11 protein-coding genes are annotated in these 15,056 nt (G+C 44.0%); 7 read left to right on the top strand and 4 right to left on the bottom strand.

The features are described 5' to 3' along the window. Positions 1-18 precede the first annotated feature (18 nt). Complete coding sequence (locus tag I6E61_RS12140; RefSeq protein ID WP_197135022.1) at positions 19-927, top strand: histone deacetylase; 909 nt, start codon at positions 19-21, stop codon at positions 925-927. Between the two features lie 33 nt (positions 928-960). Here the strand turns inward: I6E61_RS12140 and I6E61_RS12135 are convergent, their stop codons facing one another. Continuing rightward, the gene (locus I6E61_RS12135) at positions 961-1,743 is read right to left on the bottom strand and encodes a sulfite exporter TauE/SafE family protein (protein ID WP_197135021.1); all 783 of its coding nucleotides are present in this window, start codon (positions 1,741-1,743) and stop codon (positions 961-963) included. Between the two features lie 218 nt (positions 1,744-1,961). Then, the gene (coaBC, locus tag I6E61_RS12130; RefSeq protein WP_197135020.1) at positions 1,962-3,335 is read right to left on the bottom strand and encodes a bifunctional phosphopantothenoylcysteine decarboxylase/phosphopantothenate--cysteine ligase CoaBC; all 1,374 of its coding nucleotides are present in this window, start codon (positions 3,333-3,335) and stop codon (positions 1,962-1,964) included. 128 nt (positions 3,336-3,463) lie between these two features. On the opposite strand from coaBC, the gene radC reads away from it, so the two are divergent. The 3 genes from radC to I6E61_RS12115 all read left to right on the top strand — a co-directional run bounded on the left by radC (position 3,464) and on the right by I6E61_RS12115 (position 9,238). Continuing rightward, complete coding sequence (gene radC / locus I6E61_RS12125) at positions 3,464-4,147, top strand: DNA repair protein RadC (RefSeq protein ID WP_197135019.1); 684 nt, start codon at positions 3,464-3,466, stop codon at positions 4,145-4,147. A gap of 302 nt (positions 4,148-4,449) precedes the next feature. Next, on the top strand, positions 4,450-7,464 hold the full coding sequence (locus tag I6E61_RS12120; protein ID WP_197135018.1) for an acyl-CoA dehydrogenase: 3,015 nt from the start codon (positions 4,450-4,452) through the stop codon (positions 7,462-7,464). A gap of 400 nt (positions 7,465-7,864) precedes the next feature. Then, complete coding sequence (locus tag I6E61_RS12115) at positions 7,865-9,238, top strand: dicarboxylate/amino acid:cation symporter (protein ID WP_197135017.1); 1,374 nt, start codon at positions 7,865-7,867, stop codon at positions 9,236-9,238. A gap of 303 nt (positions 9,239-9,541) precedes the next feature. Here the strand turns inward: I6E61_RS12115 and I6E61_RS12110 are convergent, their stop codons facing one another. Continuing rightward, positions 9,542-10,297, bottom strand: coding sequence for a TSUP family transporter (locus I6E61_RS12110; RefSeq protein ID WP_197135016.1), 756 nt, complete (start codon positions 10,295-10,297; stop codon positions 9,542-9,544). A gap of 490 nt (positions 10,298-10,787) precedes the next feature. Between I6E61_RS12110 and nhaA the strand changes: the two genes are divergently transcribed. From nhaA to I6E61_RS12095, 3 genes are all read left to right on the top strand, one after another. Continuing rightward, the gene (gene nhaA / locus I6E61_RS12105; RefSeq protein ID WP_197135015.1) at positions 10,788-11,990 is read left to right on the top strand and encodes a Na+/H+ antiporter NhaA; all 1,203 of its coding nucleotides are present in this window, start codon (positions 10,788-10,790) and stop codon (positions 11,988-11,990) included. Positions 11,991-12,152: 162 nt separating this feature from the next. Beyond that, positions 12,153-12,737 (top strand): DUF2799 domain-containing protein, encoded by a 585-nt coding sequence (locus I6E61_RS12100; protein ID WP_197135014.1) that lies wholly within the window; start codon positions 12,153-12,155, stop codon positions 12,735-12,737. A gap of 41 nt (positions 12,738-12,778) precedes the next feature. Next, a complete protein-coding gene (locus tag I6E61_RS12095; RefSeq protein WP_197135013.1) occupies positions 12,779-14,119 on the top strand; it encodes an oxygenase MpaB family protein in 1,341 nt (446 codons plus the stop codon). Positions 14,120-14,252: 133 nt separating this feature from the next. Here I6E61_RS12095 and I6E61_RS12090 read toward each other — a convergent pair whose 3' ends face one another. After that, positions 14,253-14,990 (bottom strand): CoA pyrophosphatase, encoded by a 738-nt coding sequence (locus I6E61_RS12090; protein ID WP_197135012.1) that lies wholly within the window; start codon positions 14,988-14,990, stop codon positions 14,253-14,255. Positions 14,991-15,056 lie beyond the last annotated feature (66 nt).

Raw genomic sequence — 15,056 nt, 5'->3', positions numbered from 1 at the left:
TTAGAAAACCTTTGTCCTATGCTAAAAATTGCCTACTCTGATATTTTTCGTTACTCAGTGCCTGAAAAGCATCGTTTCCCTATGCAAAAATACACCATGATTCCTGAGCGCTTACTGGCCGAAGGTACTATCACGACCGATAGCTTTTTTGCGCCTGCACGCTTAAGTGAAGATGAGATTTTGACCACCCATACGCATGACTACTGGTATCAATTGAAAACGCAGACGTTACCACGGAAAGAAGCACGTGCTATCGGCTTTGAGATGACACCAGAACTTGTAGAGCGTGGTCGTTATATTGCTCATGCAACCTATGAATGCGCATTATATGCACAGCAATATGGCGTGGCCATGAATGTCGCAGGTGGCACACATCACGCGTTTTCCGATCACGGTGAAGGGTTTTGTGTCTTGAACGATGTTTGTATTGCTAGCAATTTATTATTAGATCGCGGATTGGCACAAAAGATTTTGGTGGTTGATTTAGACGTACATCAAGGTAATGGCAACGCTAGCATCATGGCAGACGAGCCACGCGTTTTTGTGTTCAGTATGCATGGTGCAAAGAATTATCCTTTTCGCAAGCAAGTATCAGACTTGGATATTGAGCTAGATAACGATACGGGTGATGCCGAGTATTTACAGATACTAGAAGATACGCTGCCCCGTTTAATAAAAGAGTTTGCACCCGACATGATTTTTTATCAGTCTGCGGTAGACATATTGGCCACTGATAAACTAGGGAAGCTCGGATTGACGATGGAAGGTTGTAAAGCGCGTGATGAATATGTATTGCAGCAAGCAAAAACCGCCAACATCCCTGTTGCTATCGTGATGGGTGGCGGCTATTCAGAAGATATCGAAGATGTGGTCGAAGCGCACTGTAATACGTTTCGCTTGGCGCAGCAGCTATTCTTTGGTAAGTAAAACGCACCTATGCCAGCTTAAAAGCATTGGCTACTACAAAAATGCTGTAATCCCCTGCCAGCCCACACGAATACCAAGCACTGTGACAATCAATAAAATAAGCTGACGAAAGCGAGCTTGCGGTAAGTAACGACGCAGGCGAATACCAACCAAAAGAGTGACGATAGATATCACACTAAGCAAAGTAATCAGCTGCCACTCCCCACTACTCAACGCCATAATTGGTTCACGCAGTACGATAATTTGGGCAACTTTACCCAAGAAATAACACATATTACCGACTTTCGCGATGGTATTTTTATCATCGCTGGCAGACAGCAGGTACATCATCAGGATGGTCGACATGGCATTGGTCGCACCGCCAATAACGCCAGCGCTAAAACCAACCATAATCAGTACAGGCTTGGTATCTGGTAGACGGATTTGTTTGCCAAGTAAACTACTGATGACATAAAAGGCAATAACAGCTGCCAGTGTCAATAGAATATAAGCACTATCTACCCACAGTAATAACTTGGCACCCAATATACTACCAAGTAAGCTGGTCAATGCCAGCAACCAATAACGCCGACCATAATAAGTAAAGTTCTGCCAAATCGTACGACCACCACCAGACAACCAAGTCATCGCATTGAGTAGTATAGAGGGGAAAATAACCAACACAATTGCGTGTGGTAACGGGTAAATACTAGCAAGTGCCGTGGTCGTCACCAACGTCACACCTAACCCGCTAATACCATGCAGCAGCGATGCCATTGCAAAAATCAAAGTCAGTATTAGCATCTGCGTGCTATCGTTACCCGCCATTTCCATCATATGTCATACCACTCGCGGCTTTATGTCTACATTTATAGCGACAGCACTACGGCCTGCCCTAATTTTAATAATGGCGATAAAAACGCAATAAATCTTAGTCAAGTAAAGCAACTAAGGACAGATAATATTTTCATATTACCTGCCCTTAATACCGTTTGATATGGATTTAGTCAGTTTTGGCGCATCACATACTGTCTTATTCAAATTGAACGCATATCTTAGCTATTATGGCGCTGCCACACTGTTTCACCGATGATACTAGCCAATTGCTCAGCAATCTTATCTTTGCTCGCTTTTTCAAGCATGACGCTATCATTCTCGTAACGCTCTGAGAAAAAAACCTGCATAGCATTATTGTCACTAGCAAAACCAATATCAGCCCGTGAGACATCATTACAAGCAATCAAATCTAAGTTTTTGGAAATAAGCTTACCACGAGCATAGTGCTCGACATCTTGGGTTTCTGCCGCAAAACCAACAACAAACAATTCTGGATGAGCAAGGGAAATAGTCGCTAAAATATCAGGATTTTTAACTAAATTAAGCATCATTGCATCTTGCGTTTTTTTGATTTTTTGCGGCGCAGCCTCTTCTGTACGATAGTCAGCAACAGCAGCCGTCGCAATAAAGATATCAGCGCATCTTACAGTCTCATCGGTGCTAGTCATGACAACATCGTGCTCATCACCGCAATCACAATCACCATGGTGGTCATGTGAATGTGAGTGGTCATGATGATCATGGTCGTGGTCATGCTCGTCTTCAGATATGTATTGTAGCTCGCTATGTGTACCATCTACACATTGTTGCGCGGCAGTCAGCATCTCTTGCGCAGATAAAACATCTATACGCGTGACTTTAAGCGGTGTAGGCAGTGCCACCTTACCACCGGTAATCAAAATCACTTCTGCACCGGCAGCCACACAAGCACGTGCCAAAGCAAAACCCATTTTTCCGGTAGAGTGATTGGATAAATAACGAACCGGATCGATTGCTTCTACTGTAGGCCCAGCAGTAATCACCACTCGCTTGCCTGCAAGTAGTTGCGGTGTCGTTTGCATGGCATTGAATAATAATACTTCGGCCAATAGATCCTCAGGCTCAGGTAGTCGCCCTGCGCCCACATCACCACAAGCTTGCTCACCGCTTGCAGGCTGTATCACGTGATAATTCATATCGCTCAGCGTTTGCACATTCAGGTTTACCGCTGGATGCGCCCACATCTGCTGATTCATCGCGGGTGCGACAATGACAGGTGCCGTGGTGGCAAGACAAACGGTGGTCAGCAGGTCATCCGCCATACCCATCGCGAGACGGGCGAGCGTATTGGCCGATGCTGGTGCAATGACGATTAAGTCTGCCCATTTAGCCAACTCAATATGCCCCATCCCTGCTTCTGCTTGCTCATCCAGTAGTGAGACATGTACCTCATTACCAGTCAAAGCTTGCAGTGTCAGCGGTGTGATAAAGGCCTGTGCACCTGTGGTCATAATGACGCGTACATCAAAGCCTGCTTTGATTAACAAGCGGGCAAATATAGCAGATTTATAAGCGGCGATACCGCCAGTGATAGCGAGCACAATATTAGACATAGGCATGGCAACAATAAAAAAGTTGAAAGATAAAATTGCGCTTATAGTAACAATTATGAGATAAGTTGGGTAAGAATTTCGATATTTACCAAATATCTCTAGCAGCAATCCATTTTCAAGGAGTGATAATGGCGATTAAAGACTGGCATGAAGATGACAGACCACGTGAGAAGTTATTGAAGTTTGGTGCGGCTCATTTATCCGATGCAGAGATATTAGCCATATTTCTGCGTACAGGCACTCAGTCACAGTCAGCGATTGAGTTGGCTCGTCATTTGATCGAGCAGTTTGGTAGCTTAGCAGAACTCTTGGCAGCCCCGCAAGACATCGTCCTTGCCTGTCATGGTATCGGCCCTGCAAAATACTCACAGATATTAGCCTCGCTTGAGATGGGTACACGCTATCTAGACAGTCAGCTCAAAACAGGCCAAGCACTTGGGCGCTCTCAAGCAGTCAAAGATTATATCAGCACCCAGTTGCGCGGTGAGCATCGGGAGGTTTTTGCCGTCCTTTGTCTAGACAATGCCCTTAACCTGTTAAACTTTGAGATACTATTCACGGGTGGCATCTCATCATGCTCAGTCTGCATGAAGCACGTACTACGCCACGCGTTGAGTCACGCAGCTAGCCAGTTAATCATCGCGCACAACCACCCTCATACAGACTCGAAACCATCAACGGCTGATAACTTGCTCACCTATGAGCTAAAAAAGGCCTGTGACTTATTAGATATATCTCTAGTCGATCATATAATCGTCGGACGTAACGATACTTTATCCTATGCCGAAAGCTGTTTGGCGCCTTTCGGTTAGTTTTATCTGACTTATTTGGTCTTTGGTCGCACTAGCTCTATACTTTATGCAGCTTGATACATATTATCGACACAGCGTAGCATTTTAACCGTTGATAGTCACCGACAACTGTTTCATATTGATGGCTAACTTCGTCTTTTATTTGTCTTTTCCTAATTGGAGTTTAAAGCCAATTCTTGGTAGCTGGCTTAACTTAGCTATAAGACCAATAAAGGTCCGAAAAAATAACAACTATATAGATTCGAATATTTTTATACCTACATTTCTCACGCTTTTGGTTCAGCGTTATAAAGGAGACAGTCATGGCAATTGGCTTATTTATTTTGGCAATCCTCATTCAATTAGCCATGGTTTTGGCCATCTTTTTGTTGTCCCTGTCACGTGTCACTGGCAGCGTTACTGCCCTTGTTACTGTTATCGTTACTGCCGTTATCAGTCCATGGTCACTTATATTAGGCGTGCCGATAGCGCTGCTGTGCTTGGTACTACTCGTAGCCCCTCTTCGTCAGTCGCTAATTACCAAGCCTGTCTATAAAGCATTGGGCGGCGCGATGCCGAGCATGAGTGATACCGAACGTGAGGCACTTGACGCCGGAACGAGCTGGTGGGAAAAAGAGCTATTCATGGGTGCACCTAACTGGGACACTTTTGCCAATTATCCATACCCAGAACTCTCAGAAGAAGAACAAAGCTTTATAGATAATGAAGTAGAAGTGCTGTGCGCCATGCTCGATGAATGGAAAATTCAGCATGAAGACAAAGACCTATCGCCTGAGGCGTGGCAATTTATTAAAGCCAATGGATTCTTAGGCCTAATTATTCCTAAAGAATTTGGTGGTCTAGACTTTAGCTCGTATGCGCAAAGTCGTATCATGAGCAAAATTGCCTCTCGCTCTCCTACAGCTGCTGTGACTTGCATGGTGCCAAACTCGCTTGGCCCTGGTGAGCTGTTGATGCATTATGGTACGGATGAGCAAAAACAACGCTGGTTACCCGGTCTTGCCAAAGGTGAAGAAGTACCTTGCTTTGGTCTAACGGGTCCTGAAGCAGGCTCAGATGCAGGCGCTATTCCTGATACAGGTGTAGTCTGCTACGGCATGCATGAAGGCGAGCAAGTACTCGGCCTACGTATGAACTTCTCAAAGCGCTGGATTACGTTGGCACCTATCGCCACAGTCGTGGGCTTAGCATTCAAAATGCATGATCCAGAAGGTCTGCTTGGTGATTCTGAAAAGACCGATTACGGTATTACCTGTGCACTCATTCCTGCCAACCATCAAGGCGTCATCACAGGGCCACGTCATAATCCAATTGGCTCGCCATTTATGAATGGTACGGTCGATGGCAAAGATGTCTTTATCCCATTAGATTACATCATCGGCGGTGTCGAAAACGCGGGTCGCGGTTGGCGCATGCTGATGGAATGCTTGGGCGTTGGTCGCGGCATCTCTCTACCTGCATTATCAACCTCAGCCAGTGAGATGACGTATCTGTCTGTTGGTGCTTTTGCCAAAGTTCGTGAGCAGTTTAAAATCTCTGTTGGTAAGTTCGAAGGGGTACAAGACGCCACCAGTCGTATGGCCAGCAATACCTATATGCTAGAAGCGTTTCGCCATCTCGTTACATGTGGATTGAACCAAGGTGGTACGCCATCGGTGATGACAGCCATGGCGAAATATTATGCGACCGAAACCATGCGCAGTGTGATCAACGATGGTATGGATGTCGTTGGTGGACGAGCAGTACAGATGGGGCCACGTAACTTTTTGGCAACGCCTTATCAGGCCATTCCGGTCTCTATCACGGTTGAGGGTGCAAACATATTGACCCGCTCATTAATGATATTCGGTCAAGGTGCCATGCGCTGCCACCCGTATCTATTTGATGAGCTACAACTGCTACAGAGCAAAGACAAAGAAGGTGCGACTCGAAAATTCGATACGCTTTTCTTTAGACATTTGGGCTACACCTTCAATCGCGGAGCAAAAGCCTTCGTCGCAGGATATGTCGGTGGTAGCAATAATGCCCCAAATTTTGCAGACAGCTTTACCCGTCCCTACTACAAACATATTAACCGCCTAAGCGCAGGCTTTGCTTTAACGGCCGATATGGCGTTGGGACTGTTGGCTGGTGACTTAAAACGCAAAGAGATGCTCTCTGGTCGCTTAGCCGATATTCATAGTCATTTATTTATCGCAACGGCTATTTTGCAGTTTTATGAACATGGCACCAAATCAAAGTCTGAGCGCTTACATGCTGAAGTTGCCTTGCAAAACAGCTTGTACACCATTCAAGAAGCATTCTTATCATTCTTTGATAATTTCCCAAATCGTATGGCAGCCAAATTGGTCAGCTTTGTGACTTTCCCAAGTGGTCGTATTTTTACGCCGCCAAGTGATGAACTCAAACGCCAGTTGGGTGATACCTTTATGGATGACTTTGAGGCCAACCCTTTCCGTGATTATCTAAAAACCATGGTCTACTACACGACCGAAGAAGACGATGTGACTGGGCGTATGGAGCATGCGTATCAGACCTTGACCAGCATCGAACCGTTATGGCAGAAGTTTAAAAAGGCAGAACACAAAGACAGCTTTGAAGGTCTTACCTTTGAAGATCATGTTGTGCATGCCAGTCAAAATGAGGACATCACTGAAGAAGAAGCTGAAGTGCTCATTCAATATAATGCCATACGCTTTGACTCGTTATTGACCGATGTGTTCGATGAACATCTATTACATGTACAAGAACGCGCCAATCCACATAGCCTCGACAACGCTGTACAGCAACTGACTGACTATGCTGAACTGAAAAGTGCCGCACAAGCTCGAAATGGTATTGCGACTGATAACGATGCTCTAGATGATGACTTAAACACTTCTGCTGATACCGATATTTCTACCAGTACCGATAAACCAACAGGTGATGCCAACCCTGATCATGGCTATGAGGTTGACGGTGATGTCGAGATGGTTGCTGAGCAAGATACTGTAGAAGAAGTACAAGCACAGACCAACTTCGAGGACTCTGACCCTGAGACAGAAGCACTGGATCCTCGATACCGTGATGCAGAATCGCATTTAAGCGAACGCATGAGTAATAACCATCGTCTCAATAAATACAATGCTGAAAATTCTGACCACTTGGATAGCGCTGACAAATCTGGCCATTTGGAAATCGCGAATGACAACGTACAAAAATCCAATAATCTGGATAGCATTGAAAACTCACAAGTAGAGGATAACGTAGAGAAACCATTTACATCCGAGAGCAAGTGGCGAGATGGTCTGCGTCGTGATGAAAGCGATAATGTATAAACACAGCAATATATAAATGTGACTGCGTTCAAGACGTAGAAATATCAAATACCACATAACTATTGTTTGATTTAAAAAGACTGTCCAATTTGGGCAGTCTTTTTTTTGGTTACAAACAAAAACTTTTGCTTATCATTAGTGGAAAAAAGCAGTATTATCTGCTCACTTCAAATCGTAGGTAGCCTTATAAGCAGCTTTATCATTGGGTTTATCTCGGCTGAATCATAAAAAAATGTTGCAGTTACCTTAACAATTATTTTATATTGTTTGAGAACCTGACATAAAATGACCAATCAAAATTTATAGACGTAGCAAGATCGGGTGTAGAAACAGCAATCATTTATGCATTGATTTATTGCCATACCTGCTATTGGACGTTGTACACAAAAGGATAGAGGTTATGTGGAAAAATATGGGACTGACAGGCAAGATCATGGTTGCCATGGCGCTCGGTATCATACTGGGTTTGTTTATAAACTATTCAGGACTAAACGCTGAAGGCGGTTTTGTTAATACCTACATTACAAACGGTTTCCTCGCTATTATTGGTAAGCTATTTGTTAACTCACTCAAAATGTTGGTCGTACCGCTCGTACTTATCTCATTGATTTGCGGTGTTTGCGGTATTGGTGATATTCGTCTGCTTGGTCGTATCGGTACCAAAACCTTTATGATCTATATGTTCACCACCGCACTTGCTATTGCAACGGCGATTGGACTTGGCATTCTGTTTGGTATTGGTAAAGGTATGGACATTGGTACAGATGCTACCTTTGAAGCAGCATCAGCGCCACCTTTGCTTGATGTATTCTCTAATATTATTCCATCCAATCCCATCAGCGCGATGGCCAATGGCGATATGTTATCCATCATTTTCTTTGCGATTTTGATTGGTGTCAGTATCTTGATGGTTGGCAAGCCTGCTAAAGGCTTGGTTAAAAGTTTAGAACTCATCAATGAAGTCATCTTAAAGATGGTGACAATCATTATGAACCTAGCACCTTACGGTGTATTTGCACTATTGACTAAAGCCATGGCAGAGCTTGGCTTAGATTTGATTTGGTCATTGCTGGGTTATGTGGCTGTATTGATCGGCTCATTGGCGTTCCATTTCTTTATCACCATGATGATTGTACTCAAAGTCGGTTCAGGCTTATCGATCAAAACCTTTTTGGCAAAAATGCGCGAAGTACAGATTTTTGCATTCAGTACCTCAAGCTCGAACGCAACGATTCCTATTACCTTGCGTACCGTTACTAAGCGTATGGGTGTGAATAACTCTGTTGCCTCGTTTACCGTTCCTTTTGGTGCCACCATCAACATGGATGGTACGGCAATCATGCAGGGTACAGCGACCATCTTCATTGCCAATATTTATGGTATTGATTTGGGTGTAACCGAATATCTAACCGTTATCTTAATGTCGGTATTGGCCTCTGTCGGTACCGCTGGTGTACCGGGTGTTGGTCTGATCATGCTATCGATGGTATTTGCACAAGTTGGCTTGCCTATCGAAGGTATTGGCTTAATCTTAGGTGTGGATCGTATTCTTGACATGTTACGTACTGCTGTGAACGTTGGTGGTGATGCTGCTGTGACAGCCATCGTAGCAAAATCAGAAGGTAAAATGGATTTGGCTATTTATAACGATCCTAATGCTGGTGCAAAGGATGTGTTCGATGGTCATATTGATGAAGACAACGAGCGTGAATTCTCTGAAGTCTTTAGTGATGGCATCATGGGTAGCGAATACGATGATGTTAAAAAAGACTAGCAATGACTAACGGTCTACCCGTATCATTGTTCCATAAAAAACCCCAGTCTAATTTATAAGACTGGGGTTTTTTATGTTTTATACTTCAAGCGAGGTGAACGCTGTCACTCTTTCATAGTGAATTGACTAGGGCCTGTCATCAATTAGATTGTGAGGCTTAAAATGAGAAAAATTGTAGATAAACAAGGAAGAAACTGCCGTTAATATGAACATATCGACAAAATTACTGACGATGTTTAGCAAAATTTAGCCATTTTAAGGCCACTAAATGCATTAATGTGCTAATTGATGACACGCCCTAGATTAGCCAAATACGTATTTAGTAATCATCGCCAAACACACCACCACAATCATCGGACGAATCAGCTTACTACCGCCCTTGACCACCATGTGAGAGCCAAAATACGCCCCTATCGTTTGTCCAACCATCATCGCTAGCCCTACTTTCCACAAGACATTACCGCCTAAGATAAAGAAGATTAACGAGCCTACATTGGTAGATAGATTCAATACTTTTGCGGCGCCTGTCGCTTCTATAATCTGTCGACCGCGTAACGCCACATTACCGAGCGCAAAAAACATACCTGTACCTGGCCCAATATAACCATCATAAAAACCAATGATTGGTGCAACGACTTTTTGCCATTTACTTTCGGATATGCGTGGTGCTGCTTCTACTTCACCAAGTCTAGGCGCAAACAACGTATAGATACCAATAGCGGCAATCAAAAACGGAATCAGCTTTTCGAGCAAATCCGGTGGCGACATCTGAACGGCAATCGTACCGATAACGGAACCAATAAAAGCAGCAATAATACCTACTTTTATACGTTGCGGCTTTACGACACCTTTTCGAATCATCGTAATGGATGCTGCTAATGCACCTGATGCCGCTTGTAGCTTATTAGTACCTAGCGTGAGTACTGGTGGGATATTAGCCAATAGCATGGCTGGTATGGTCAGTAAACCACCGCCGCCCGCGATGGCATCAATAAATCCTGCCAACGCTGCCACAGCCGTAAGCATTAAAATGACTTCTAGTGAAAGTGATAAGTCCATGACACTGACCTGCAAAATTTATAATAAAAAAAGAAAGCCCTAAAAATCGGCTTTGGAAGTTAGATTTAAAATACTGCTATTAGCATTTCTATTAATATTGTTATTAAAATTGCTGTTGAAGTAGCTTTTAGGGTAGCTATTGGTTTTACTAATGTCGCTCATTATAGAGATAAAGGGCTAAAAAAAACCAAAAACATGGCAAAGTCTGTTAAATTTGTCTAACCACTTACCAAATATGCAAGATAAAAGCAGTCTGATTAAAGAATGTATCGACTGGCTGCGCTTTCGCCTATGACATCAACTTTGTCACATTGCTATTACTAATGTGCGGAGCTGAGCGAATGGCTTTTGATTGACGTATTTTGTTGTGTATATTAATAAGAGTATGAGAAACTGTTGTTGTCTGGCTACTATATCGTTGAGAGCAGTAGTATAGATATTTGAAGTTATTGAACTATTTAGTAAATTGTATTTAGCAAATGAGGATGATATGGCAATACGAAGGATTAAAGCATTTTTTGAGTTTGAGGCGGCAGGCGGTATTGTCTTAGCATTGGCTGCTATTGCTGCAATGATTATTGCTAACTCCCCTCTTAATACGTGGTATGAAGGCTTTATCCATGCCCCTGTTGCTATCCAAATCGGTGAATTTGCTATCGCGAAAGACGCGCATCATTGGATCAACGATGGTCTAATGGCGATTTTCTTTTTCTTAGTCGGCCTTGAGCTCAAACGCGAAGTCTTAATTGGCGAGCTATCTAACGTCAAACAAATCATACTACCAGCGGGCGCGGCATTGGGCGGCATGATTGCCCCCGCGATCGTTTACCTACTCTTTAACTATAATGAGCCTGAGTTTTGGAAAGGATGGGCGATTCCTGCGGCCACAGATATTGCATTTGCACTTGGTATCTTAAGCTTACTAGGCAACCGCGTTCCCAACTCCCTAAAAGTATTCTTAGTATCGATTGCTATCTTTGATGATATCGGTGCGATTTTGATTATCGCTTTATTTTATACCAGTGATTTGTCATTACAGTCATTGGCATTAGCCGCGTTATGTCTGCCTTTCTTATATATCCTTAATCGCCGCAACGTCACTAGTATCACGCCTTATCTACTCATCGGTGTGATTATGTGGGTCGCCGTACTCAAGTCTGGCATTCATGCCACTCTGGCTGGTGTGGTCTTAGCACTGTTTATTCCTATGTTTGACCGTACGGATCCTGAGCATTCTCCGCTTGAGGAGTTAGAACACGATCTGCACAATACCGTTGCCTTTGGTATCTTGCCATTATTTGCATTTGCCAACTCAGGCATATCACTCAAAGGTGCAGGATTAGCAGAATTGTTCCACTCTGTCCCGCTGGGTATCGCTGCTGGTCTATTCATCGGTAAGCAAGTTGGTGTGATGGTCATGTGCTGGTTAATCTTTAAACTTGGTATCTCAACGATGCCTAGAGGCATGAACTATAAGCAGGTTTATGGCGCTGCTTTACTATGCGGTGTTGGCTTTACCATGAGCTTATTTATCGGTGGCTTAGCATTCGCTGGCGACACTGCCATGTTCGATGAGCGCTTAGGTATCATCATGGGTTCAATCGTCTCTGGTGTGGCTGGTTACTTAATGCTCAAAGTCAGCTTGAAAGACAATGTAAGTGGCACGTCAGTTGATTTGACTCGTCCGCATTGATAATAAGGCAAGCCACTTAAGAGCGATATAGCAAATAAGTGGCACATTGCCCGAGCCTTCAAGGTATTTCTGCTTAAGAGTTTTTGGTTTAAGGATGCTTTGCTTAAAAATGCTCTGACTTAAGGATATTTAAATTCAGACACATCGCTATAGGAGACAAGGATGCGACGGTTTATACAGCGGCTCTCGTCAAGTATGGCTATCATTGGTAGCATTTCTCTACTATCAGGATGCGCCACTCTCTCTAAGCAAGAATGCCTCATCGGCGACTGGCAGGCTATTGGCTATAATGATGGCGTCGCAGGCTATCCATCAGACCGCTTAGCATCACATGCCAAAGCCTGTGCCAAGGCCAGCGTGGCTCCTGACTATCAAGCATGGGAGCGCGGTCGCCAGTTAGGACTCAAACAATACTGCATCACTGACAATGCCTATAACCTTGGCAGACGCGGACGTAAGCTCAATAATGTCTGCCCAGTCGCCATAGCGAGCAATCTACAACAAGCCAATCAGCGTGGTTTAGAGTACTATAATCTAGAAAATCAACTAGATAGTGACAAAAGACTGTTAGAAGAATATCAAGAAGAATTCGATAAGTTGGAAGGTGGTGCGATGCTAGGCTTTGCCAATGAAAAAGAGGCACGTGCACGTTTACTATTACTCGCTGATGAGCGACGCCAAATCAAACGTCATATCGATGACAGGCAAAGGCAATTGGACTCATTAAATCAGAACAATATACATTAGGGCGTGATGAAAAAGCCTAACCATAACGGCACTCGATAAATATGGATTCAATCGATATCAATAAAAAATCTCCTGATAGCACCTTACCCCACAAGCAGCCGTCAGTAGAATCTTATCTACGTCATGGGCGTACCACTGCGATAGATGACCACAGCGACCTACAAGTCTTAAAGCGCATCAAACGTTATTTATTACCCAAAAACTTTGTCATCTCGCAAGACTTATTAGATGAAATCGTCGCAGGCTACGACATTGGTGACCCGCTAGCAGACGCATTGGCTAATGATGGTATTCGTTTTGCAAAGCCATTACAGCAATTAATCATCGATGGAAAAGTAGATAGTGACCTCACACAAAACGCCTCATTCAATGCGTTAACAGCGCAGTTTGGCAGCCATCCTGATTGGTTCGATCCCAAGCTGGCGCAAATTGGTGCGGTCGCCTATCGCCGTTATCCACTCATGCTCATTTGGCTATTGCGTAATGTCGCATTGATGGCAGGCTATAGCATCCCTGCTCTGTCTTTGCCACTGATTCAGACTGGCGCATTGATGCACGATGCCCTACCTCGCCTGATGCGCACCTATGCTTATATCTTGTCTGTCTCTGAACATCCACGGTCGAACGTGAGCAATGACCAAAAACCTATTGATCAAGTGTTAGCTATTGGCTCTGAAGGCTGGCGACAGTCTATCAAGGTGCGTCAAATTCATACCTTAGTACGGCAAAACCTGCTGAAAGGTAAAGGCAATGCTGCCACTGGCGTCATAGCAGAGGTAGATCAGCACCGTAATCCTGATGGCAGTTGGAATACTGACTATTGGGGCATCCCCATCAATCAAACCGACATGATTGCCACGCATTTACAGTTCTCATTATTGATTATGCGCGGACTACGACTACTAGGTGCACGCATCAGCAGCGAAGAAGCAGAAGGTATTCTGCATTTATGGAATCTGGCCAGCTACTGGATGGGCGTTGATTTAGATCGCTTGCCAAAAGATGAAGCCGCCTGTTGGGAGTGGCTCTATACCTACCTCTCTATCCAACAGCTTGATTTTAAGATGGGACAGCCACTGGCAAAAGCGCTACACGACTTACCACGCCAGCTCATGGGCGAAGACAATAGACGTGGACGCTTCGTTGAAATGGTCAATGCCAGCGTGACACGTACGTTGGTTGGCGATGATATTGGTGATGGGCTAGATTTACCGAAATCTAAGATACGTTTTGGCGTTCTGTCTTCTGTGCCTATTTTATTTGCACTAGATACCGCACGCCAGCACAATCAGAGTGTTGCTAAAAAACTAGAAGCCTTCCGATTCAAGCGCCAAGATAATATGAATTGGTGGCTAAAGAAAAACGATGACTACTATAAGTAAATGATCATAATATAATCGGTTCAATATAATTTGGATACAATGAAGGCGAGTGAAAGTACTACAGCTAGTAGACTAAGTGAGACTGACACCGTAGCCAATTTATAGAGGATTGACTATAGCCTTATATTAAAAGCTATAGCCTTGTGTCTTGTATACGGTAGTACCAGTCAAGCTGCCGATCAAAGCCCGTCTCTAATAAGCTAGCAATCACTCGACCTGTCAGCCCCCATACTGTTTCACCATCCACTTGCCAACTGGGCGTGAGGATGGTCGCCTTTTCATCTTGTATCGCATATTCCACGGCATACTCTACAGTAGGCTGAGTGACTAACGACTCAAAATCTGCCCAAAAAATGCGTGAGATTTCTCCAGGTTCTGGTACCAATATCAGATCTGGGGCAATGAGCGCAACGATAGGTCTGACACTCATGCCGCTCTTGGAAGTCTGAATAGGCAGTTGGCCGAGTAATTGGACTTTATTAGACGGTAGTGCCGTCTCTTCACAGGCTTCACGTAAAGCTGTGATGACGTTATTGCCATCGCCCTGATCATGTTTACCGCCCACACAAGACACCTCGCCCGCATGACTGTTCATATGAGCAGCCCGAAGCGTCAGTAGCAACTTAGGGTGACGCTCATGAGTAATGGCTACCAATACTGATGCATCCGCAATCGGTGTTTGATACAAACTGTCTAAAAGACGAGCACTTTGAGAACCCTGATAAGAGTCAGGCATTATTGAACCAGTAACGGTATTTAAAGTTTCACGTTGAACTCGCTCAGCTAGCCTTCTGAGCGTGGGATAACGAATAAAGGTTGGCACAGCGACTGAAAATTCATCCAAACTTACAGACTGTGGTGGAAGTAGCATTATAATTGCCCTGTATTTTTATCATTATTCATAATCATTACGAGAAGGTTATCTCTTTTATTGTTA

The sequence above is a fragment of the Psychrobacter sp. NZS113 genome (assembly GCF_015864825.1).
In the GTDB taxonomy this organism is placed as follows: Bacteria; Pseudomonadota; Gammaproteobacteria; order Pseudomonadales; family Moraxellaceae; genus Psychrobacter.
This window is presented reverse-complemented; position numbering and strand designations above follow the sequence as displayed.